This is a genomic window from Pseudomonas sp. HMSC08G10 (assembly GCF_001808425.1).
Lineage (GTDB): Bacteria > Pseudomonadota > Gammaproteobacteria > Pseudomonadales > Pseudomonadaceae > Aquipseudomonas > Aquipseudomonas guariconensis.
In genome coordinates this window covers 252211-273737 of sequence record NZ_KV793298.1, presented here as the reverse complement: position 1 = coordinate 273737, position 21527 = coordinate 252211, and the positions used below count along the sequence as shown (strand labels likewise).

At 63.9% G+C, this 21527-nt stretch carries 18 protein-coding genes and 1 tRNA gene; 15 read left to right on the top strand and 4 right to left on the bottom strand.

Annotated elements, in window-relative coordinates; translation table 11 throughout:
• Positions 1-254: 254 nt before the first annotated feature.
• Together HMPREF3173_RS07290 and HMPREF3173_RS07285 are read left to right on the top strand one after the other, a co-directional pair.
• Positions 255-1394 (top strand): lysozyme inhibitor LprI family protein, encoded by a 1140-nt coding sequence (locus HMPREF3173_RS07290; protein WP_070572055.1) that lies wholly within the window; start codon positions 255-257, stop codon positions 1392-1394.
• Positions 1395-1449: 55 nt separating this feature from the next.
• Positions 1450-1875, top strand: a complete 426-nt coding sequence (locus tag HMPREF3173_RS07285) for a lysozyme inhibitor LprI family protein (protein WP_070572054.1) — start codon at positions 1450-1452, stop codon at positions 1873-1875.
• A 158-nt stretch (positions 1876-2033) separates the two neighbouring features.
• Here HMPREF3173_RS07285 and HMPREF3173_RS07280 read toward each other — a convergent pair.
• Positions 2034-2110: transfer RNA gene (locus tag HMPREF3173_RS07280), tRNA-Arg, on the bottom strand.
• Positions 2111-2298: 188 nt separating this feature from the next.
• Between HMPREF3173_RS07280 and HMPREF3173_RS07275 the strand changes: the two genes are divergently transcribed.
• The 8 genes from HMPREF3173_RS07275 (at position 2299) to HMPREF3173_RS07240 (ending at position 9550) form a co-directional block, all read left to right on the top strand.
• A complete protein-coding gene (locus HMPREF3173_RS07275; protein WP_070572053.1) occupies positions 2299-3048 on the top strand; it encodes a GntR family transcriptional regulator in 750 nt (249 codons plus the stop codon).
• Positions 3045-4769, top strand: a complete 1725-nt coding sequence (locus HMPREF3173_RS07270; protein ID WP_070572052.1) for a fumarate reductase/succinate dehydrogenase flavoprotein subunit — start codon at positions 3045-3047, stop codon at positions 4767-4769. Before HMPREF3173_RS07275 ends, HMPREF3173_RS07270 begins: the two co-directional genes overlap by 4 nt.
• 113 nt (positions 4770-4882) lie before the next feature.
• A complete protein-coding gene (locus tag HMPREF3173_RS07265; RefSeq protein WP_043208219.1) occupies positions 4883-5128 on the top strand; it encodes a 4Fe-4S dicluster domain-containing protein in 246 nt (81 codons plus the stop codon).
• Between the two features lie 123 nt (positions 5129-5251).
• On the top strand, positions 5252-6658 hold the full coding sequence (locus tag HMPREF3173_RS07260) for an ABC transporter substrate-binding protein (protein ID WP_070572051.1): 1407 nt from the start codon (positions 5252-5254) through the stop codon (positions 6656-6658).
• Positions 6659-6673: 15 nt separating this feature from the next.
• A complete protein-coding gene (locus HMPREF3173_RS07255; RefSeq protein WP_070572050.1) occupies positions 6674-7456 on the top strand; it encodes an ABC transporter permease in 783 nt (260 codons plus the stop codon).
• Positions 7456-8313, top strand: a complete 858-nt coding sequence (locus HMPREF3173_RS07250) for an ABC transporter ATP-binding protein (protein WP_070572049.1) — start codon at positions 7456-7458, stop codon at positions 8311-8313. Before HMPREF3173_RS07255 ends, HMPREF3173_RS07250 begins: the two co-directional genes overlap by 1 nt.
• Positions 8310-9275 carry a HEAT repeat domain-containing protein gene (locus HMPREF3173_RS07245; RefSeq protein ID WP_070572048.1) on the top strand — a complete coding sequence of 322 codons (966 nt, stop codon included), beginning with the start codon at positions 8310-8312 and terminating at the stop codon, positions 9273-9275. The genes HMPREF3173_RS07250 and HMPREF3173_RS07245 overlap by 4 nt, the downstream gene beginning before the upstream one ends.
• On the top strand, positions 9275-9550 hold the full coding sequence (locus tag HMPREF3173_RS07240) for a DUF971 domain-containing protein (RefSeq protein WP_070572047.1): 276 nt from the start codon (positions 9275-9277) through the stop codon (positions 9548-9550). The genes HMPREF3173_RS07245 and HMPREF3173_RS07240 overlap by 1 nt, the downstream gene beginning before the upstream one ends.
• An 84-nt stretch (positions 9551-9634) precedes the next feature.
• Here the strand turns inward: HMPREF3173_RS07240 and HMPREF3173_RS07235 are convergent, their stop codons facing one another.
• A complete protein-coding gene (locus HMPREF3173_RS07235) occupies positions 9635-10498 on the bottom strand; it encodes an ABC transporter ATP-binding protein (protein WP_070572046.1) in 864 nt (287 codons plus the stop codon).
• Positions 10495-12087 (bottom strand): ABC transporter permease, encoded by a 1593-nt coding sequence (locus HMPREF3173_RS07230; RefSeq protein WP_083299951.1) that lies wholly within the window; start codon positions 12085-12087, stop codon positions 10495-10497. Before HMPREF3173_RS07230 ends, HMPREF3173_RS07235 begins: the two co-directional genes overlap by 4 nt.
• A gap of 299 nt (positions 12088-12386) precedes the next feature.
• On the opposite strand from HMPREF3173_RS07230, the gene HMPREF3173_RS07225 reads away from it, so the two are divergent.
• Positions 12387-13448: an ABC transporter substrate-binding protein gene (locus HMPREF3173_RS07225; RefSeq protein WP_070572045.1), complete on the top strand. Its 1062-nt coding sequence runs from the start codon at positions 12387-12389 to the stop codon at positions 13446-13448.
• Between the two features lie 34 nt (positions 13449-13482).
• A complete protein-coding gene (locus HMPREF3173_RS07220; protein WP_070572044.1) occupies positions 13483-14388 on the top strand; it encodes a TauD/TfdA dioxygenase family protein in 906 nt (301 codons plus the stop codon).
• A gap of 169 nt (positions 14389-14557) precedes the next feature.
• Here HMPREF3173_RS07220 and HMPREF3173_RS07215 read toward each other — a convergent pair whose 3' ends face one another.
• Positions 14558-15472, bottom strand: coding sequence for a LysR family transcriptional regulator (locus HMPREF3173_RS07215; RefSeq protein ID WP_070572043.1), 915 nt, complete (start codon positions 15470-15472; stop codon positions 14558-14560).
• Between the two features lie 193 nt (positions 15473-15665).
• Here HMPREF3173_RS07215 and HMPREF3173_RS07210 point away from each other — a divergent pair, with 193 nt between their 5' ends.
• The 3 genes from HMPREF3173_RS07210 to gabD all read left to right on the top strand — a co-directional run bounded on the left by HMPREF3173_RS07210 (position 15666) and on the right by gabD (position 21447).
• Entirely contained in the window at positions 15666-18011 is a 2346-nt protein-coding gene (locus tag HMPREF3173_RS07210; RefSeq protein ID WP_070572042.1) for a TonB-dependent receptor, read from the top strand.
• 16 nt (positions 18012-18027) lie between these two features.
• Entirely contained in the window at positions 18028-19704 is a 1677-nt protein-coding gene (locus HMPREF3173_RS07205; protein ID WP_070572041.1) for an aryl-sulfate sulfotransferase, read from the top strand.
• 300 nt (positions 19705-20004) lie between these two features.
• Positions 20005-21447 carry an NADP-dependent succinate-semialdehyde dehydrogenase gene (gabD, locus tag HMPREF3173_RS07200; RefSeq protein ID WP_070572040.1) on the top strand — a complete coding sequence of 481 codons (1443 nt, stop codon included), beginning with the start codon at positions 20005-20007 and terminating at the stop codon, positions 21445-21447.
• Positions 21448-21527 lie beyond the last annotated feature (80 nt).

Sequence of the window (21527 nt, the reverse complement as noted above, 5' to 3'; positions counted from 1 at the left end):
TTGATAGATGGCCCCGTTTTGTAAGAACGGGATGACACTCACGCTAACACCAATGGCCAGGCTGTAGGGAGAGGCACAATGGCACTACCGTGCACGTTCAGTCCCAGAAAGAAAAGCACACCGTGGACCGTCCCCTGCGCGATGAGGCTGTGCTTTAATCGCCGGCGATGGCATTTTGATATGCGGCACGGTTGAACATTCCCCGTTCGGGAAAGGATGCACGGCGTATTAAGGCTTGATAGGAGATCTTCGGGATGTTTGTTCGTTTTGCTGCGGGGTTGCTGTTGGCTGCCTTGTCGGGTCACTCGATGGCGGCAAGTTTCGATTGCACCAAGGCCACCAACTTTGCCGAAAAGCAGATATGCCGCGACGGCTATCTTTCGACAGTCGATGGCGTGTTGGCCAGAACCTACAAAGAGGCCATGGCGGCGACGGATCAGCCGGAGGCATTGCGCCAATCCCAGCGCGAGTGGTTGACGATTCGCAATCAATGCACCACGCAAAAGTGCCTGGACAAGGCGCTCGGTGGCCGTATCCAGTCACTCGAAGCATTCATTTCGGCAGAAAAGAAAAAGGCGTACGAGCGGGCGCACGAGCAACGGATCGCTGAACTGCGCGCGCAGGAGGCAGAACGCACTCGCCAGCAAGAAGCCGCGTTTGCCCGTCAGGAACAGGAGCGTCAGCTGCGGACACAGGCTGCGCAGCAGGCGGCACTGGCCCAGCGCCCGGCCGTTTCCACGCAGGTCGCGCCGAGCTATCCGGCCGCCACCGTCCAACAGGTCCAGAGGCAGCAGAGCACTGTGAGCCCGACGGTGCAGGCAAACAGCGTCTGGCAGGACGTCTTCAGCGTGCTGTGGAAGCTTGCGCTGATCGTGGCCGTTATCGCGTCCGGCTGGGCGCTCTGGCTGCACCATAAAGGGCAAGCCACGATCTACAACGACTATACCGATGCCGCGATCACCAACCTGTTGCCGGTCACGGGGCTGATCATCGGCCTGTTGTGTGGTTGGCTGGGCCTGCCCCATCAGGTTTATCAAGTGGCTGTGATCACCGGGATACTGTCCGCTGTGGCGTTTGCCGTGTATGCGGCGGCCATGACCAATGACGGGGCGTTGAACATCACGCTGACCTTGATCGCCAAGTTGACCTTCGTGTCCGTCTTTTACCTGGTCATGGGCTTGTTGATTCTTTCGTTATTCGGTGGAGCCAGGCGCAAGGGCGAATCCCGCGCGCAAGCAGAAGCACGGCAACGTCGAGAGGCCAGGCAAACCAGGGCTCAGATCGCCGCCACTTCGGCGGGCTATACGTTCTTCACCGCATGGCTGTGCCGCCGGTCTGAATTCACCTCGCTGTCCGAGTGCCTAGCGTTCAGCGCAGAACCGCAAGCGGTATGACGCCTTGCGCGGTTTCGGGCCTGATTTCATGTCGACAGAAAATGGAGTTCCCTCAATGCATCGTTACGCTGGCGTCGCGATCCTTGTGACGTTGTCATCCTGCGCGCTGGCGCAAGAGCCCTATTCGCCCGAGTACGCCGCGTGCACGTCGCGCTCTGGCGGTATTACCTCGAACCTCAGTGACTGTGGTCATGAGGAGCTGGCCAGGCAGAATGCCCGACTCGATCAGGCATACAGGATGGCAATGAGTGTCTTGCCAGCCGACAAGAAGCAGAGCCTGCAAGCCTCTCAAGCCCTCTGGGTGAAATTCCGCGAGGCCGATTGCGGCATGTACTACTCCCTCACCGGCGGCACGATGGACATTCTGGAAGGGATGGGGTGCGAGCTGAGCATGACGGCTCAGCGGGCCCAGTCGGTGGAGTGGTTTGCCCAGAACGGCGCTGAAGACGTGGAGGAAAGTGCTGAGCAGGATGCGTGGTAAGGCCCTAACGGAAAGGCCCCGCCAGTGATCTGGTGGGGTCTTTCTTTTACTGCTTCGGGGCGCTCGGCCGGTGGTTCGGCGCTGTCGATTTCTATCGGGCGATGCCCAGCCGCCAAACAAAAAGGGCCCAGGTTTGCACCTGAGCCCTTGATTCAATATGGCGCACTCGGCGGGATTCGAACCCACGACCCCTGCCTTCGGAGGGCAGTACTCTATCCAGCTGAGCTACGAGTGCAACGGGGCGCATGATACCCATCTCGCAGGGTGACGTCCATCGCCTTGATCTGTAGCCGTTTTTGCTACAAGCCCAGTCACTGGACGGCGAAATATCCATATTCGATAACGATATTTGTCACGTCGGACTTATGCGCTATCCTCTGGTCACAACTTGTTATAACAAGTCACGTCAGAGTGAAGAGAATCATGGCCGAATTGCTCCCCCTGTCCCCGGTGCCGCTGTACAGCCAGCTCAAGGAGCTGCTGCGCGAACGCATCCTCGATGGTACCTATCCGCCCCACAGCCGCATGCCCTCCGAAGCCGAGCTGGGCAAGGCCTTCGACGTCAGCCGCATCACTGTGCGCCAGGCCTTGGGCGATCTGCAGAAGGAAGGGCTGATCTTCAAGATCCATGGCAAAGGCACCTTCGTCGCCAAGCCCAAGGCGTTCCAGAACGTCACCACCCTGCAAGGCCTGGGCGAATCCATGAGCCAGATGGGTTACGAGGTGATCAACCGCCTGCGCAGCTTCCGTCATGTTCCGGCCACTGCGCTGGTGGCCGAGCGTCTGCAGGTGGAGGAGGGCAGCTTGGTCACTGAGATCCGCCGGGTGCGGCTGATCAACCGCGAGCCGGTATCGCTGGAACTGACCTGGCTGCCCAAGGCCGTTGGCGAAAAACTCGAAAAGGCTGACCTGGTCACCCGCGACATCTTCCTGCTGTTGGAAAACGACTGCGGCATCGCCCTGGGCCATGCCGACCTGGCCATCGATGCAGTGCTGGCCGATGCCGACCTGACCCAGGCGCTGGAAGTGGAGGAGGGCTCGCCAATCATGCGCATCGAGCGTCTGACCCACGCCGCCGACGGCACGCCGCTGGACTTCGAACACCTCTACTACCGCGGCGATGCCTTCCAGTACCGCCTGCGCATCGACCGCCAGAAGGGAGCCAAGGCATGAGCATCGAGACCCGCGACTACGACATCATCGTCATCGGCGGCGGCACCGCAGGGCCTATGGCCGCGATCAAGGCCAAGGAACAAGACAAGTCCTTGCGCGTGCTGCTGCTGGACAAAGCCAACGTCAAGCGCAGCGGTGCCATCAGCATGGGCATGGACGGCCTGAACAACGCGATCATTCCAGGCCACGCCACGCCCGAGCAGTACACCAAGGAAATCACCGTAGCCAACGACGGCATCGTCAATCAGGCCGCTGTGTATGCCTACGCCACCCACAGCTTCGAAACCCTCGAGCAACTGGACCGCTGGGGTGTGAAGTTCGAGAAGGACGAGACCGGCGACTACGCGGTGAAGAAGGTCCACCACATGGGGGCTTACGTGCTTCCCATGCCTGAGGGCCACGACATCAAGAAGGTCCTCTATCGCCAGCTCAAACGCGCGCGGGTCGAGATCACCAATCGCATGGTCTGCACCCGCGTGCTGCTCGATGGTGAAGGTGCCGCTGCCGGGGTCATGGGCTTCGATTGCCGCAGCGCAGAGTTCCAGGTGATCCGCGCCAAGGCGGTGATCCTCGCCTGTGGTGCGGCCGGACGGCTGGGCCTGCCCTCGTCGGGCTACCTGATGGGCACCTACGAGAACCCGACCAATGCCGGCGATGGCTATGCCATGGCCTATCACGCGGGGGCGGAGCTGGCGAATCTGGAGTGCTTCCAGATCAACCCGCTGATCAAGGACTACAACGGCCCGGCCTGCGCCTACGTCACCGGCCCCCTGGGTGGTTACACCGCCAACAGCAAGGGCGAGCGCTTCATCGAGTGCGACTACTGGAGCGGGCAGATGATGTGGGAGTTCCACCAGGAACTCGAAGGCGGCAACGGTCCGGTGTTCCTCAAGCTCGATCACCTGGCCGAGGAGACCATCCAGAACATCGAAGAGATCCTGCACAGCAACGAGCGCCCCAGCCGTGGGCAGTTCCACGCCAACCGTGGCACCGATTACCGCCAGCACATGGTCGAGATGCACATCTCCGAGATCGGCTTCTGCTCCGGGCATTCAGCCTCTGGTGTGTGGGTCAACGAAAAGGCCGAAACCAGTGTTCGCGGCCTGTATGCCGCCGGTGACATGGCTGCAGTGCCGCACAACTACATGCTCGGCGCTTTCACCTATGGCTGGTTCGCCGGGATCAATGCCGCCCGCTACGTCGCTGGGCGCCCCTTCGCCGAGGTGGACCCGGCCCAGGTCGAGCGCGAGCGCGAACGGGTGTTCGCGCCTTTGCACCGCGAGCACGGACTGCCACCGGCCCAGGTCGAGTACAAGCTGCGGCGCATGGTCAACGACTACCTGCAGCCGCCGAAGGTGACCAAGAAGATGGAGATCGGCCTGGCCCGCTTTGCCGAGATCGAGCGTGACCTGTCGCAGATGAAGGCCAGCAACCCCCATGAGCTGATGCGTGCCATGGAAGTGAGCGTGATCCGCGACTGCGCCGAGATGGCCGCAAGGGCTTCGCTGTTCCGCGAGGAGAGCCGCTGGGGGCTGTATCACCATCGGGTGGACTTCCCCGAGCGCAACGATGGCGAGTGGTTCTGTCATTGCCACCTGAAGAAAGGCGAGGACGGCCAGATGACCAGCTTCAAGAAACCCATCGAGCCCTACCTGATTGCCCTGGATGCCCAGGAGCAGACTGCCTATGACCGGCTGCGGGTCAAAGCCGACGCTGCCTAGGCATCGACGAACCCAGTGGGAGCGGCTTTGCCCGCGAACAAGGCACCGCCGGGCAAGACCGTTGCCCCCGCAGGACGGTGCAGAGGCTCAACGAACCCCGAGGACTCCGTGAAATGGCCTACCAACCCCAAGAAATTTTCTTTCGCAGCAACGCCCCGGTCACCATCGACGAAGACAAATGCATCGCCGAGAAAGGCTGCACCGTCTGCGTCGAGGTCTGCCCCATGGATCTGCTGGCCATCAACCCGGCGACCCAGAAGGCCTACATGGCCTTCGACGAATGCTGGTACTGCATGCCGTGCGAGAAAGACTGCCCGACCGGCGCGGTGAAGGTGGATATCCCTTACCTGCTGCGCTGAGCCACGCCACACGCCATCCGGCCCACCACCGGACGCCCATTCGAAATGCCCCCTCGTTTCCCACCACCGCGCCAGGTGGCGGAGACGACGCCAACACCTAAAAACGATTCGAGGGGAAACACCATGCGCCTTGCAGCAACCGTGGCCGGCCTCGCGCTGGCAACCATTGGCCTGAATGCCAACGCCGAAACCATCCGCATCGCCATCGGCACCCAGGACACCACCATCAATTGCGCCACCGGTGGCCTGCTGATCCGTGAGCTGGGCCTGCTGGAGAAGTACCTGCCCCATGACGGCAAGTACAAGGACGCGACCTACCAGGTCGAGTGGAAGAACTTCACCAGTGGCGCGCCGCTGACCAACGAAATGGTCGCGGGCAAGCTGGACTTCGGCGCCATGGCGGACTTCCCCGGCTCGTTCAATGGTGTCGCGCATCTGGATGCTGGCAAGCGCAGCCTGTTCATCAGTGTGCTGTCCGGCAGCGTACAGGGCAGCGGCAACGGCATCGTGGTGCCGGCGGCGTCTACTGTGCAGGCGCTCTCCGAACTCAAGGGCAAGACCATCTCGGTGCCGTTCGCCTCCACCGCCCATGGCATGCTGCTGCGCGCCGTCGCCGCCCAGGGCTGGGACCCGCAAAAAGACGTGCGCATCATCGCCCAGGCCCCAGAGATCGCAGGCTCGGCGTTGCGCAGCAACCGCATCGAGGCTCACGCCGACTTCGTGCCCTTCGCCGAGCTGTTCCCCAACCGTGGCTTCGCCCGCAAGATCTACGACGGCGCCCAGGCCAACGCACCGACCTTCCATGGCGCCCTGGTCGATGCCGACTATGCCAAGCAGTACCCAGAAGTGGTCACCGCCTACCTGCGCGCCAGCCTCGAAGCCGACCGCCTGATCGCCGCCGAGCCCGAGAAGTACAGCGAGCTGATCGAGAAGGTCACCGGCATCGAAGCCGAGGTGAACTACCTGTTCCACGGCCCGCTGGGCCTGCAGACCCGCGACCTGACCTGGAAACCTGAGTACCGCCAGGCCGTGGCCACATCCATCGATACCCTCAAGCTACTGAAGAAGACCGACCGAGGCCTGGACACCGCCCAGTTCATCGACGATCAGTACATCCGCGCCGCCTTCAAGCAGGCCGGCCTGGACTATGACAAGGTGCTGAAGAACTACGCTCCACTGCCGCTCAGTGCCACCGATGCGCTGACCGGCCAGCCGATCAAAGATTTCAGCCGCCTGGCGCAGATTTGGGTGCGCGGCGAAGACAAGGTCCGCCACTACGCCTCGCCAGAGGCCGCCCTCGGGGCCCTGGCGCAACTGGAACAGGAAGGCAAGGACATCCGCGCGATCTATGCCCAGGCCGCCGACAGCGGCATCAAGCTGCTGGCCAACCAGGCCTGGTTCGTGCGCAACGCCAAGGGCGAGCTGGCGGCCTTCCTGCTCAAGGACCAGGCCGAACAGTACGCCAAAGCCCACGGCGGTGAGGCGCTGGACTTCGTCAGTGCCAACCGCAAGCTGCTCGCCCAGCGCTGATCCGGAGGCAATGTCATGACCCGCGACCTCACGCGTTGGCCGCTGCGCCTGGCGTCCTTGCTGGCCTGCCTGCTTTTCTGGCAGGTGGCGGCCAGCCATAAGCTGGACCTTGGCCTGTTCACGTTCACCTATGTGCCCACGCCGAGTGCCGTGCTCGAGGCCGCCTGGCAGCTGTTGGCATCGAGCGCCTTGCTGGCGCATGTGTCCAGCAGCCTGGCGCGGGTATTCGCCGGTTATCTGGCCGCCGCAGTGTTGGGTGTCGCGCTAGGGCTGTTGATCGGTCGCTCGACGTGGGCCGAGGACACCCTGTTGCCACCGCTGGAAGTGCTGCGGCCGATTCCGGCGGTGGCCTGGATTCCGCTGGCGATCCTGATGTTTCCGTCGTCTGAGCTGTCGATGGTGTTCATCACCTTCACCGGCGCGCTCTTTCCCATCCTGCTCAATACCGTGCACGGCGCAGAGGCGGTCGACCCGCGCCTGGTGGCCTCGGCGCGCAGTCTAGGCGCAGGACGCGGCGCGATCCTGCGTGAGGTGGTATTGCCGGGCGCGCTGCCGAGCATCGTCACCGGGCTGGCCATCGGCATGGGCACGTCGTGGTTTTGCCTGGTCACCGCCGAGATGATCTCCGGACAGTTCGGCATCGGCTATTACACCTGGGAGTCCTACACCCTGCAGAACTACCCGGACATCATCGTCGGCATGCTGTTGATCGGCGTGCTGGGCATGGGCAGCAGCACCCTGGTCAAGCGCCTGGGCGCGCTGGCCACCCCCTGGTACCGCGCGCGGAGGGCAGCCTGATGAACAACTATCGACAGGCGCCGCAGGCCGGACGCATCGAGGCGCGTGGCGTGTCGATCCGCCTGGGCCAGGGGCGCGATGCCTTCGAGGCGGTGCAAACACTGGACTTTGCTGCCGCTCCAGGCGAGTTCGTGTGCATCCTCGGGCCTTCGGGCTGTGGCAAATCAACCCTGCTCGGCGCCTTGGCCGGCCACCTGGCGCCCAGCGCCGGGCGGCTCGAGGTCGATGGCCAGGCAGTCGAAGGCCCTTCGCCCCAGCGCGGCATGGTGTTCCAGCACCACACCTTGCTGCCCTGGCGCAGCGTGCTCGACAACGTCGCCTTCGGCCTGAAGATGCACGGCGTGGGCAAGGTCGAGCGCCAGCGCCGCGCCCAGGACATGTTGCAACGGGTGGGGCTCGCCGACTTCGCCGAGCGCTGGCCGAGCCAGCTTTCCGGCGGCATGCAGCAACGCGCCGAAATCGCCCGCGTGCTGATCAACCGCCCACATCTGCTGTTGATGGACGAACCCTTCGGCGCGCTCGATGCCCAGACCCGCTCGCGCATGCAAGAGCTGTTGCTGGAGGTCTGGAGCGGCATTCGCACCACCGTGGTGTTCGTCACCCATGACATCGACGAGGCGCTGTTCCTCGCCGATCGCATCCTGGTGATGAGCCCGCGACCCGGACGCTTCATCGAGGACCTGCCACTGAGCTTCCCGCGGCCACGTCGCGCAAGCCTTTTGACCAGCCCCGAATTCACCCATCTCAAGCGCCATTGCCTGGCGCTGCTGCGCCACGAAGAAGGCCGCGAACTGCCGCGCCTGACCCCGCTGGGCCTGCCCGGCACCGATCATCCACCGCTGCGGATAGCCCTATGACCGAACGAATCACTGATAACCCTGACATCCTCCCGCTGCTGCCACGCCTGGCCGATGCCGATGCTGGCGTGCGGCGTATCGCCCTGATCGAACTGGCCGACCTGGAAGACCCGGACGGCCTACCCTGGCTGACCGATGCCCTGCTGGTCGATCCGCATATCGAGGTTCGCGCCGAAGCCGCGCGCCTGCTGGAGGCCTGGGAAGCGCCCGAAGTGGTGCAGGCATTGTGCGCCGCCTTGGCCGATGCCGCCGAGCCGGTGCGCCTGGCGGCGGCCCAGAGCCTGAGCGAACTCAAGTCCCTGAAGGCGGGCGCGCTCATCCTGCCGTGGGCCAGTCATGCCGACGCGTTCGTTCGCGCCAGTGCCTTGCGGGCATTGCGCGAACTGCGCCTGGAGGACGCTGCCGGCCCTGCGCTGCTGGCCCTCGATGACGCCGACGCTTCGGTGCGTCGGGAGGCCGTGGGCATCCTCGGCTGGCTCAAGCATGCGCCCGCCTTGCCGGCGCTGGCGCGGCTGGCCGGGGAGGAGACAGACACCGAGGTGCGCCGCGCTGTCATCGGCGCTCTGGGCCTGGCCCGCGATACCCGCGTGCTGCCGGCATTGGTCGCAGCGCTAAGGGACGAGGCCTGGCAAGTACGCGAAGAAGCTGCCACCACGCTGGGCAAGGTCGGATTGGGCGATGCCGGGCCTGCATTGATCGCGGCCTTGGACGACAGCTACTGGCAGGTGCGCCTGCGTGCAGCACGGGCGTTGGGCCGCTTGCGGCATGGCGAGGCGTTGGATGCCCTGGCCCGACTGCTCGGGCATACCATCGCCAACCTGCGCAAGGAGGCCGCGCTGGCCTTGGGTGAGCTGGGCCAGGCCCGGGCGTTGCCAGCGCTGCAGGCCGCCGAGGCCGATGGCGACCCCGAGGTGCGCAAGGCCGTGCGCATTGCCCTGGCGCAACTGCAAGGGGCGGCGTGATGAACGCGCCCCAGTCGCTGCGCAACCTGCGCGGGCGAGGCGAATTGGCCGTGCACTGGCCCGATGCGTTGCAGATCGTCAGCCATGCCCGCCTGCGCGGCGCCTGCCCCTGCTCGCAATGCCGCGCGGCGAAGTTGCGCGGTGGCATCGCCGTGGTGCGTGAGGATGTGCGTGTAGAGCGGATCGAGGTGCAGGGGTATGGGGTGCAGCTGGTGTTCAGCGATGGGCATGAGCGCGGGATCTTCCCTTGGGCATACCTGCGGGACCTAGGATGAGGCTGCCGGCGCGTTCGCGGATAACCCGCTCCCACTTGGTCCGTGCGGGCGCTGTAACGGGTTCACCCGCGAACACGCCGTGACTCACAGCGCGATCAATTCCGGCCGTAGCCCTTCCACCCGCGCTGCCGCTGGTTTCAGATAACCGCCATCGCCTGTGATCTGATGCAACACCTTCTCGCGCAGATGGTGCAGCGCCACGCCGGTGCGCTGGCGCGGATGCGGCAGGTCGATATCCACCACTGACTTGATCCGCCCCGGTCGCGGCTCCAGCACCACTACCCGGTCAGCCAGGTACGTCGCCTCCTCGGCATCATGGGTGACCAGCAAAGTGGTGATGCCTGAGCGCTCGCGAATCGCCAGCAGCTCGTCCTGCAATTGCTGGCGGGTCAGGGCATCGAGGGCGCCGAAGGGTTCATCCAGCAGCAGGATGCGTGGGCTGGCGACCAGTCCGCGGGCGATTGCCACGCGTTGGGCCATGCCGCCGGAGAGCTGGTGCGGGTAGGCCGACTCGAACCCTGCCAGCCCCACCAGTTGCACGAACTCATGGACCCGACGTGCCCGCTCACCTTGGGTGAGCGGCTCGTTGACCAGGCCCAGGGCGATGTTCTGCTGCACCGTCAGCCACGGAAACAGCCGGTGCTCCTGGAATACGATGCCGCGTTCGCCACCGATGCCGCTGACCGGCTGTCCATCGACGCGGATGCTGCCGCTGTAGTCGGTGTCCAGCCCCACCAGCAGGCGCAGCAGGGTGGACTTGCCGCAGCCGGAGGCGCCGACGATGGCGATGAACTCGCCCTCGTTGATCGCCAGGTTGAAATTACGGATGGCCTCGAACGGCTGACCATCGACCCTGAAGACTTTGCCGACGCCGTCGAAGCTGACCAGCGGCGGCGTGGTGTCGGGTTGATTGGCCGCGTGCAGGGCCGAGGTGTTGAAAGCGTTCATGCGGTTCTCCAGCGCGTGGCGCGCGATTCGAGGCGTTGTCCAAGGGTGCCCAGCAGGGCGCCGACCAGGCCGATCAAGACCATGGCCGCCATGACCTGGTCCATGCGAAACAGTTGCTGCGCGCCGAGCATCAGGCTGGCGATACCGCCATCGGAGGGCATGAAGTATTCGGCGCCGATGGTGCCCAGCCAGGCGTAGATCAGCGACAGGCGCAGCCCGGCGAAAATCGCCGGCGCCGCCCCGGGTAGCACCAGCAGACGCAGGCGTCGTGGCAGGCTCAGGCGCAAGACGCGAGCCGCCTCGCCCAATTGCGGCGAGAGGCTGGCGATGCCGCGCTGGGTGGCGATGAACAGCGGAAAGAACGCCGCCAGGCCCACGAACACGGCCTTGGCCTCTTCACCCAGGCCGAACCAAGCCGTGAGCAGCGGCACCCAGGCGAACAGCGCCACTTGGCGCAGCGCCGACAGGCTTGGTCCGAGCAGGCGCTCGGCCGGTTGCGACAGGCCGAGCAGGACACCCAGCGCAAAACCCGCGCCGCCGCCAAACAACAGCCCGACAAGGGTGCGCTGCAGGCTCAGGTAAAGGGCCTCGGGCAGTGAGCCGTCCGCCAGCCCCGCCAGCAGGCTGCGCAGGACTTCCCAGGGTGAAGTGAGAATGTTGCCGTCGACCCAGCCGAAGCTGTTGGCGGCCTGCCACAACGCCAGCAGCGCGACCGGCAGCAACAGACCTTGCCAGGCGGATGCGTGGGCGCTGCGTTGTTGCTCACCGGTAGCCGGCTGCGGCCAGTACAGCAGGCGCCGCTCCAGTGCCGAGAAACCGCGGTCCATGAAGGCGCCGACCAAGCCGATCACCAGGATGCACAGGAACACCAGATCAAGCATGAACAGCTGCCGGCCCCAGACCATCAGGTAGCCGATCCCTTCGCTGGAGGCCAGCAGTTCCACGGCCAGCAGCGAGGTCCAGCCCGTGGCCAGGGCTAGGCGTACACCGGCGAGGAAGGCCGGCAGGGCGGCAGGCAGCAGAAGGCGCAGGAACAGCAGGTGCGTCGGCAAACGTAGAGCAGCGGCGGCTTCGCGCAGTTTGGGCTGGGCATCGCGCACGCCGACCAAGGTATGTAGGGCCACCGGCACGATCACCGCCTTGATCAGCACCACCAGCTTGAGCATTTCACCGATACCGAAGAACAGCATGAACAGTGGGATCCATGCCAGCGTGGGAATCTGTGCCAAGGCCACGAAGGTCGGCAATACCCAGGCCTGAGCCCTGCACGAGGCGCCCAGCCAGGTGCCCAGCAACAGGCCACTGGCGATGCCGGCGAGCAGGCCCAGCAGCAGGCGTTGCAGGCTTATCCACAGGTGGCTCCAGAGCTCACCGGAGCCGAATTCCAGCGCGCTCTGCCAGACCACCGACGGGGCTGGCAGGATCTGCTCGCTCATCCAGTGCCAATGGCTGGCGATGACCCATAGCGCCGCCACCCCCAATGGCACCAACCATGGCAGCAGAGGTTCCTGCAAGCGGCCCTGTGTCGCGAAAGGGGTGCGCAGCGGCCCCAGAAGGCCTTGTCCACGCTTGCTCAAAACCTCGCTCATCCAGGCACCTCTTGAATCATTCCTTGGTTATGCGCTTATGGAATTAAAAATTCATAAGTACGTTCATCAAGGGATAAGAACATGTCTTCAAGACGCCACGAAAGCCCTGCACCGTTGCGTTTTCCTCATATTTTCCATGCGTTTTCCGCAAGCCGTCCGGCAGCGCCCGTGACGCTTGGGTTATGACTTTTGGTTACTAAAAAATGAAGTTTTGGTCTTTGTGAGTTCTAACTCGCCCGGACTAGCTTCTGGCCAAAGCGCCGGCCATCGCCGGTGGCAGCCTGCCAAGGAGCCTGGTCATGAAAACCCCATTCCGACGTTTGTTCAGTGCGTTCGCCTCGCCGCTGTTGGCTGGCCTGCTGGGGGCCAGCGTGCTGAGCGCCCAAGCGGCCCAGGCGGACACGCCCCAAAGCATCCGCATTGCCGTGCCGGACCTCAGTGCCGGCAGCCAGCCCAGCGCAGGCGGGGTGGTGGATGTGCTGCGCAGCCAGCAATTGCTGGAACAAGAGTTTGCCAAGGACGGCATCCACATCGACTGGCGCTTTTTCAAAGGCGCGGGGCCGGTGATCAACGAAGCCTTGGCCAATGGCCAGGCCGATTTTGCCTACCTGGGCGACCTGGCCGCGATTATCGGCAAAGCCAACGGCCTCGACACCCGGGTACTGTCTGCCGGGGTGCGCGGGGTGAAGAGCTATCTGGCCGTGGTTCCAGGCTCTGGCATCCACAGCCTGCAGGATCTCAAAGGCAAGCGCGTGGCTGTGTTCCGCGGTACCGCCAACCAGCTGTCGTTCGCCAGCGCCCTGGCCAGCCAAGGGCTGTCCGAGCGTGACCTGAAGATCATCAACCTGGATTTCAACGCCGCCAATGCTGCCATCGCGGCCAAGCAGATCGACGCCACTTGGGGCCTGTCGACCCTGTTGTCCCTGCGCGAACGGGGGTTGGTGGAGCTACCGGTGAACTCCCGCGATCTCAAGGGTGCGGGCAGTACCCAGGCGGTGCTGCTGGGCACCGGGGCCTTCATCGACCAGCACCCGGACCTGGTGGCGCGCCTGATCACGGCCCAACAGAAGGCGGTGAAGTGGCTGCGCGATGAGAACAACCGCAAGGCTTATGTGGACCTGATCGCCAGCACCGCCAACTACCCCCGGGTGATCCTCGAAGGCGACCTGGCCCAGGAGAACCTCGCCCATTACTTCGACCCACGCCTGGACGCCGAATTTGTCGGCCTGCTGCAGCAGGGTGTGGACCTGGCTGCCAAGGAGCGTTTGATCCGCCGTGGCTTCCAGGTGAGCGACTGGATCGAACCGCGTTTTCTCGATGCCGCCCTACAGCAGGACCAAGCCGTCCAGGCCGCCCGCTGAAACCCCTATCCATCCCCATCGCAAGGACATGACCATGAGCAATGCCGCACTGGCCCGCGCGCCACACACCGCTGCACTCGACATCCATCCGATCGCCGGGCGCATCGGCGCCGAGATTCGCGGCGTGACATTGTCCGCCGACTTGGACGCCGCCACCATCGACGCCATTCAGGCGGCTCTGGTCCAATACAAGGTGATTTTCTTCCGCAACCAGACGCAGTTGGACGACCAGAGCCAGGAGGCTTTCGCCAAACGTCTTGGCGAGCCGATCGCCCATCCCACCGTGCCGGTGGTCGACGGCACGAACTACCTGCTGCAGCTCGATGGTGCCGAAGGTCAACGGGCCAATTCCTGGCACACCGATGTGACCTTCATCGAAGCCTACCCCAAGGCTTCTATCTTGCGCAGTGTGGTGGCGCCGGCCTTTGGTGGCGACACTGTCTGGGCCAACACCGCAGCGGCTTACCAAAGCCTGCCCGAGCCGCTGCGCGAGCTTGCCGACAAGCTCTGGGCGGTGCACAGCAACGAATACGACTATGCCGGTACCAAGCCCGATGTGGACCCGGCCAAGCTTGAGCGCTATCGCCAGGTGTTCACTTCCACGGTGTACGAGACCGAACATCCGGTGGTGCGGGTGCATCCGATCAGTGGTGAGCGGGCCTTGCAGCTGGGGCATTTCGTCAAGCGCATCAAGGGTTATTCACAGGCGGACTCGGCGCACCTGTTCAATCTGCTGCAAGGGCATGTGACGCGCCTGGAAAATACCGTTCGCTGGCGCTGGCAGGCCGGTGACGTGGCCATCTGGGACAACCGCGCGACCCAGCATTACGCGGTGGACGACTACGGCACCCAGCCGCGCATCGTACGTCGGGTGACCCTGGGCGGGGAGGTGCCGGTGGGTGTGGACGGACAGCAGAGCCGGACCCTTCGCAAGGGCTGATCTATTGCAGGCCTGTGCCGTCGTCGCGGAATCGAAGAGACAACTTCGTGGACTGCTTGCGCTGGCGCTATTCGCGGATAAACCCGCTCCTACAGGGGGCGGTGATCCTTGTGGGGGCGGGTTCAGCCGAGAAGCAGGCGGCGCGGTGCAATGGCACCACGCTGCCCGGTCATGACTCGCTGTCACAGGCAATCAACTGCCTCACCAATCCCTGGGCCAACGCCGACAGTCCATACCCCACGCGGCTCACCACGCCATAGCGGGTGTAGAACGCCTCTTCATGCTCCGGCGCAAGGTCGGCGAGCGTGAGCGCTACCAACCCGCCTTCTCGTTGATAGGGGCGCAGATTGGCATTGCAGGCAATGCCGATGGTGTCCGAATGCTGCACCACGTTGAGCAGCGCATAGCCGTGTTCACACTCCACGCTGGGCAAGAAATCCTGGCGGCCGCTGAGGTCGCTGAGCACCTTGCGGATGTTCGGCGGGCGGAAGGTCGTGGCCAGCGGATAGTCGAACAGATCACGCGCACGGACCTCGGCGCGTTCGCTCAAGGGGTGCCCGGCACGGCAGCAGAAGTGCCAGCGCTGGGGCTTGAGCTTGTGTACCTGGTAGTCCGGATCGGCTTCGAACTGGCGGGTGTCGGCAACGAAAAACTCGATCTCCTCGGCAATCAGCCGGCGGTTCAGTGCCTGCCAGTTATCCACCTGAAAGCACGTACGCGCGGCGGGGTACTCGGCCACGAAACGCGCCACCGCTCGCGGCACTAGCCCGCCTGCCGGTGCCGGTCCGGAGCCGAACCGCACGACACCCGTGGTGGCGCCATTGAACTGGTTGATTTCATTGGCCAGGTGATGGGCTCCATGCACCAGGCGGCGCGAGTGCTCCAGCACCAGCAGGCCTTGCCGGGTAGGGGACAAATCCTTGCTGGCGCGATCGACCAGGCGGCAGCCGACGTTGTGCTCGAGCGTCTGGATGCTCCGGCTGAAGGCCGATTGCGACAGGTTCACCGCAGCCGCCGCAGCGACGAAGCTGCGGTGATCGACCAAGGCGATGAAGTGACGAAGCTGACGGAGGTCTATATGCATTTTCTACATGAAAACTTTCGGTGAAATGCAATTGCTGACAAGGGTTACGAACCTTATAAAGGGAGTTACTTATTCCACAAAATATGAATTAAAAATATTTATATCTCTTAAAAGAATATAGCCCGACTGTCCGCGATTCGGTTCCGCCAACGGAAATGCTCGCCCCAGGGCCCATGCCTCAAGGAGCATTTGCATGTCCCGACTTCCCCGATGGCCGGCGTGCGCGTCGCTGTTCACCTTGCAACCCTTGGCCGCAGGCGTGCTACTGGCTGTCGCCGGCACCAGCCTGCCTAGCCTTGCCGAAGAAACCGTCGTTGCCACGCCTGTGCCCGAGCAGCAAGCCACCCTCGGCACTGTCACGGTCAATGCTCGGCGCCGCGAGGAAAGCGCCCAGAGCGTCCCCACGCCGATCAGTGTGCTCGACAGCGAGACCCTGGAGACCCAGCGCATTTACCGTGTGCAGGATCTGCAACAGCTGGTACCCAGCACCAACGTCGCCTATGTCCATGCCCGCCAGTCGAGCATCTCGATCCGCGGCCTGGGCAACAACCCGGCCAGCGATGGCCTCGAAGGCAGCGTGGGTATCTACCTGGACAACGTCTACCTGGGTCGCCCTGGCATGGCCGTGTTCGACCTGCTGGATGTCGAGCAGCTCGAAGTGCTGCGCGGCCCGCAAGGCACGCTGTTCGGCAAGAACACAACCGCCGGGGTGCTCAACATTACGACCCGCAAACCGACGTTCCACCGCGAAGGCAGCGTCCAGTCGTCCCTGGGCGAGGATGGTTACTGGCAGACCCAGGGCAGTTTCTCCGGGCCGATCAGCGAAACCCTGGCCGGGCGCATCAGCGCCTACCACACCGAGGACGACGGCTACGTGAAGAACGTCTACAACGGCCACGACCTCAACGGCGGCAAGCGTCAGGGTTTTCGGACCCAGTTGCTGTTCGAGCCGAGCGAGACCTTCAACGTGCGCTGGATCGGTGAGTACAACGAAGAGGACTCCGACAACGGCGTATTGGCGCTCTACAGCACCGGCCCGACCATCAACGGTGTCAATCGCTACGAAAGCCTGGCGGCCCAGGCCGGCGCTACCCTGGTGTCGGGCAAAGATCGCAAGGTCAACTTCGACGCCGACCAGCAAGTGACGGTGTTCCAGGGCGGCACTTCGGTGGAGGCCAACTGGACCTTGCCCAACGACTTCACCCTGACCTCCATCACCGCTTACCGCTGGTGGGACTTCACCCCGCGCAACGACGATGGGCTGAACGTGCCGGTCTACCGCAACGTCGGGGTGTCGGTGCGCGACAAGCAGTACTCCCAGGAGATCCGCCTGGCATCGCCCACCGGCGGCTTCTTCGACTATGTCCTGGGCGCCTATTACTTCAAACAGGACTTGGATAACCAATCATTCTTCTACTACGGCCCCCAAGCCGATATCTGGAACGGCACGCCCCCAGGCGCGCTGGCCAACGTCACCAGCCTGGGTGACGGGCACATCGACACTGACAGCTATGCGTTGTTCGCTCAGGGCACCTGGCACCTGACCGACCGCCTGGACTTCACGGCCGGGGTGCGCGGCACTTATGAAGAAAAAAGCGCCTGGGTCACCCGGGATGCGCCTGTCGGCGGCGCAGCGGTCACCGGCGGTGCGGCTGCGGCGCGCAATGGTCGGGCCGGTGCCTACGACTCGGGCGATCTGAACCAGTACAGCTTCAGCCCCTCCGGCCTGCTGAGCCTGAGCTACCGCTTCAACGAGCAGGTGCTCGGCTATGCGAGCCTCAGCCATGGCGAGAAGTTCGGCGGCATCAACCTCACCGTGGGGGCGGCGCCGCGCCTGGGCACCGACTCGTTGCTGGTGGGCACCGAGCGGGTCAACAACGCCGAGCTGGGGGTCAAGAGCACGCTGCTGGACAACCGCCTGCAGCTCAACGCCAACCTGTTCTGGGCCGAGGTGCATGGCTACCAGGCCAACGTCTACGACGAAGCCAACCGCGTGCAGTACCTGGCCAACGCCGGCAATGTCCGCTCCCGTGGCCTGGAGTTCGAGGCCACGGCGCTGCCGGTGCGCGGCCTTACGCTCAACTTCAACGGCTCGTGGAACGATGTGCGCTACACCGAGTACGACGACGCCCCGTGCCCGCCGGAGGTCGGTCTGGCCAACCCCGGCGCGACCTGCGACCTCAGTGGCCATCAGGTGGTTGGCGCCTCCAAGTACATCGCCAACCTCAACGGCCAGTACAAGTGGCAGTTGGCCGAGCGCATCGAGCCCTACGTCACCGCCAGCTACGCCTTCCGCTCCCGCGCGGTGGGCACCATCGACGATTCCGACTACGGCCAGATCCCCAGCTACGCCATCGTCAACCTCTCTACCGGCGTGCGCCTGGACCAGGGCGACGGCGTGCTCGACCTGTCGCTGTGGGTGAAGAACGCCGGCGACAAGACCTACTTCACCAGCTTGTGGAACGCCGCCAACGGTGGCTATTCCGGTGTGCTCGGCACCCCGCGCACCGTGGGCGCAACCGCCCGTTACGACTTCTGAGAAAAGGAGCTTTGCCATGAATGCCAAGACCGAAACGCCCGCCTTGCCCGAAGGCGCCTGCATTACCGCCAAGGTCCCGAATCACGACGAGGCCCTGCTTGGCGATGTCGTGGTCAACCCGTACCGCCTGGCGCCGCTGACCGCGATCATCCGCGACGGTGGCCGCACGCTCAGTGCTGTCCACGTTCGGGTACTGGGCCGTGGCGAGCGCGGCGTGGACATCGCCTATGAGGTGTCTGACCGCTCTCTGTGGACCTACGGCGGGATCCCGGTGTTCGGCCTGTACCCGGACTACGTCAACCAGGTGGAAGTGACCTACAAGCTCGACGGTGAGCGCATCCGCGAGCGTTTCGAGATCTACGCCCCGGCCGTGCGTCTGCCGGTAGTGGCCAAGCAGACTGCGGCCCTGCCTGAGGTGGAGCCGGTCAAGGTGTCGCCGGGCTTCGAGAAGCGCCTGTACCTGTTCAACCATCTGCAAGGGGATATCCCCGGTGCGCGCGCCTTCAAGTGGAACGGCCTGGGTGGCGCCGCCGAGTGGGACCAAGTGGGCAACAACTGGATCGCCGACAGCAATGGCGATGTGCGCTGGTACCTGGACATCGAACAGATCCACGACTCCAACCGCCGCGACGGCCTGGGCGGGACCATGGGCTTCCAGCAGACCCGCGACGGCAAGCTGATCTGGGGCCAAGGCCAAACCTATTCCAAGTACGACCTGCTGGGCCGGCGCATCTGGCAGCGTAGCCTGCCGGACAAGTTCGCCGACTTCTCCCACGAGATCCGCGAAACCGTGAACGGCACCTACCTGTTGCGCGTGGGCACCAGCGATTATCGACGTCCGGACGGCAAGCGCGTGCGTTCGATCCGTGACCACATCATCGAAGTGAACGAGGCGGGCGATGTGCTGGACTTCTGGGACCTCAACCAGATCCTCGACCCGTACCGCGGCGACTTGCTCGAAACCCTGGGCAAGGCGGCGATCCAGCTGCCCGCAGACGTGGCGCGCCAGGACAGCACCCTGGCCAACGAGCTGGCCGAAGGCGACCTGCCATTCGGCGATGCTCCGGGCGTCGGCACTGGACGCAACTGGGCCCATGTCAACGCTATCGACTACGACCCGGCCGATGACAGCATCATCATCTCTGCCCGCCATCAGGGCGTGGTGAAGATCGGTCGCGACAAAACGGTGAAGTGGATCCTCGCCTCGCCGCAAGGATGGCCGGCACGCCTGCAGGACAAAGTGCTCAAACCTGTGGCGGGCGAGGACTTCGACTGGTCCTGGACCCAGCACACGGCCTGGCTGACCGGCCGCGGCACGCTGACCGTGTTCGACAACGGCTGGGGACGTGACTTCGCGCCGACCAAACTGTCGGGCAACTACAGCCGTGCGGTGGAGTACCGCATCGACGAAGCCAAGGGCACCGTCGAGCAGGTCTGGGCCTACGGCAAGGAGCGAGGCGATGAGTGGTACAGCCCGATCACCTCGGTGGTGGCCTACCGTCCGGAAACCGATACCCAGTTCATCTACTCGGCGTCGGTGGGTTTCCTCACGCCGGAAAAACTCACCACCTCGGTGCTCAACGAGGTGCGCAGCGGTACCCAGGAGGTCCTGGTGGAACTGAAAGTGCACAGTCGCCAGCCGGGTAGCGTCGGCTACCGCGCACTGGTGATCGACCTCGACAACGCGTTCTGATCCTGCCGGGAGGGCCGTCGGTCCTCCCATCGACCCTCCTTCAGGCCTTTGGACTAACCTGAACTTCTTCCCTGCACCGATCCGGAAATCCGGCTCGGTGTTCAACCGTTCGTTCTTTTTTTCGAACAGCCTATTGTCCAACACCCCAGCACCCGCTTAGCATTCCGTTTGAGATTTCAAACGCTCGATGCCCAGGCGTTGAACACCCCTGGTGCAAGAATTCCTGATGGCGCCCTTGGGCGCCTTTCAACAATCAATAATTAGCGCCGTCCGTGCACGGTGCTCTCAAGGGAATCCGACATGCAGCTCAAAGACGCTCAGTTGTTCCGCCAGCAAGCCTTCATCAACGGTGAGTGGCTGGACGCGGACAACGGTCAGACCATCAAGGTGACCAACCCGGCTACCGGTGAAGTCATCGGTACCGTGCCGAAGATGGGCGCCGCCGAAACCCGCCGCGCCATCGAAGCTGCCGACAAGGCCCTGCCGGCCTGGCGCGCACTGACCGCCAAAGAGCGTGCTGGCAAGCTGCGTCGCTGGTTCGAGCTGATGATCGAGAACCAGGACGACCTGGCCCGCCTGATGACCCCCGAGCAGGGCAAGCCACTGGCCGAAGCCAAGGGCGAGATCGCCTACGCTGCCTCGTTCATCGAGTGGTTCGCCGAAGAAGGCAAACGTGTCTACGGTGACGTGATTCCTGGCCACCAGCCGGACAAACGCCTGATCGTCATCAAGCAGCCGATCGGTGTCACCGCCGCCATCACTCCGTGGAACTTCCCGGCCGCGATGATCACCCGTAAAGCCGGCCCGGCCCTGGCCGCTGGCTGCACCATGGTCCTCAAGCCTGCTTCCCAGACCCCATACTCCGCCCTGGCCCTGATCGAGCTGGCCAACCGTGCCGGCATCCCGGCTGGCGTGCTGAGCGTGGTCACCGGCAGCGCTGGCGAAGTCGGCGGCGAGCTGACCGGCAACGCCCTGGTTCGCAAGCTGTCCTTCACCGGCTCGACCGAAATCGGTCGCCAGCTGATGGAAGAATGCGCCAAGGACATCAAGAAAGTCTCCCTGGAGCTGGGCGGCAACGCGCCGTTCATCGTGTTCGACGACGCCGACCTGGACAAGGCGGTCGAGGGCGCGATCATCTCCAAGTACCGCAATAACGGCCAGACCTGCGTCTGCGCCAACCGTATCTACGTTCAGGACGGCGTTTACGACGCGTTCGCCGAGAAGCTCAAGGCCGCTGTCGCCAAGCTGAAGATCGGTAACGGCCTGGAAGAAGGCACCACTACTGGCCCGCTGATCGACGGCAAGGCTGTCGCCAAGGTCCAAGAGCACATCGAAGACGCAGTCTCCAAGGGCGCCAAGGTGCTGTCCGGCGGCAAGCTGATCGAAGGCAACTTCTTCGAGCCGACCATTCTGGTCGACGTACCGAAGAGCGCTGCCGTGGCCAAGGAAGAAACCTTCGGCCCGCTGGCGCCGCTGTTCCGCTTCAAAGACGAAGCCGAAGTCATCGCCATGTCCAACGACACCGAGTTCGGCCTGGCTTCGTACTTCTATGCCCGTGACATGAGCCGTGTGTTCCGTGTCGCCGAGGCCCTGGAGTACGGCATGGTGGGTATCAACACCGGCCTGATCTCCAACGAAGTGGCACCGTTCGGTGGCATCAAGGCCTCGGGCCTGGGCCGCGAAGGTTCCAAGTACGGCATCGAGGACTACCTCGAGATCAAGTACCTGTGCATCAGCATCTGATCACGTACTGAATTTCCCTCTGCCAGCGGGGCGCGAGAGCGACGTCTCGCTGGCCTTTTTGACACCGTAGTACCTGGTGA

Excerpts from the sequence above, each read along its gene's own strand:
- HMPREF3173_RS07290 (WP_070572055.1), top strand. The coding sequence starts at position 255 with ATGTTTGTTCGTTTTGCTGCGGGGTTGCTGTTGGCTGCCTTGTCGGGT.
- HMPREF3173_RS07285 (WP_070572054.1), top strand. The coding sequence starts at position 1,450 with ATGCATCGTTACGCTGGCGTCGCGATCCTTGTGACGTTGTCATCCTGC.
- HMPREF3173_RS07275 (WP_070572053.1), top strand. The coding sequence starts at position 2,299 with ATGGCCGAATTGCTCCCCCTGTCCCCGGTGCCGCTGTACAGCCAGCTC.
- HMPREF3173_RS07270 (WP_070572052.1), top strand. The coding sequence starts at position 3,045 with ATGAGCATCGAGACCCGCGACTACGACATCATCGTCATCGGCGGCGGC.
- HMPREF3173_RS07265 (WP_043208219.1), top strand. The coding sequence starts at position 4,883 with ATGGCCTACCAACCCCAAGAAATTTTCTTTCGCAGCAACGCCCCGGTC.
- HMPREF3173_RS07260 (WP_070572051.1), top strand. The coding sequence starts at position 5,252 with ATGCGCCTTGCAGCAACCGTGGCCGGCCTCGCGCTGGCAACCATTGGC.
- HMPREF3173_RS07255 (WP_070572050.1), top strand. The coding sequence starts at position 6,674 with ATGACCCGCGACCTCACGCGTTGGCCGCTGCGCCTGGCGTCCTTGCTG.
- HMPREF3173_RS07250 (WP_070572049.1), top strand. The coding sequence starts at position 7,456 with ATGAACAACTATCGACAGGCGCCGCAGGCCGGACGCATCGAGGCGCGT.
- HMPREF3173_RS07245 (WP_070572048.1), top strand. The coding sequence starts at position 8,310 with ATGACCGAACGAATCACTGATAACCCTGACATCCTCCCGCTGCTGCCA.
- HMPREF3173_RS07240 (WP_070572047.1), top strand. The coding sequence starts at position 9,275 with ATGAACGCGCCCCAGTCGCTGCGCAACCTGCGCGGGCGAGGCGAATTG.
- HMPREF3173_RS07235 (WP_070572046.1), bottom strand. The coding sequence starts at position 10,498 with ATGAACGCTTTCAACACCTCGGCCCTGCACGCGGCCAATCAACCCGAC.
- HMPREF3173_RS07230 (WP_083299951.1), bottom strand. The coding sequence starts at position 12,087 with ATGAGCGAGGTTTTGAGCAAGCGTGGACAAGGCCTTCTGGGGCCGCTG.
- HMPREF3173_RS07225 (WP_070572045.1), top strand. The coding sequence starts at position 12,387 with ATGAAAACCCCATTCCGACGTTTGTTCAGTGCGTTCGCCTCGCCGCTG.
- HMPREF3173_RS07220 (WP_070572044.1), top strand. The coding sequence starts at position 13,483 with ATGAGCAATGCCGCACTGGCCCGCGCGCCACACACCGCTGCACTCGAC.
- HMPREF3173_RS07215 (WP_070572043.1), bottom strand. The coding sequence starts at position 15,472 with ATGCATATAGACCTCCGTCAGCTTCGTCACTTCATCGCCTTGGTCGAT.
- HMPREF3173_RS07210 (WP_070572042.1), top strand. The coding sequence starts at position 15,666 with ATGTCCCGACTTCCCCGATGGCCGGCGTGCGCGTCGCTGTTCACCTTG.
- HMPREF3173_RS07205 (WP_070572041.1), top strand. The coding sequence starts at position 18,028 with ATGAATGCCAAGACCGAAACGCCCGCCTTGCCCGAAGGCGCCTGCATT.
- gabD (WP_070572040.1), top strand. The coding sequence starts at position 20,005 with ATGCAGCTCAAAGACGCTCAGTTGTTCCGCCAGCAAGCCTTCATCAAC.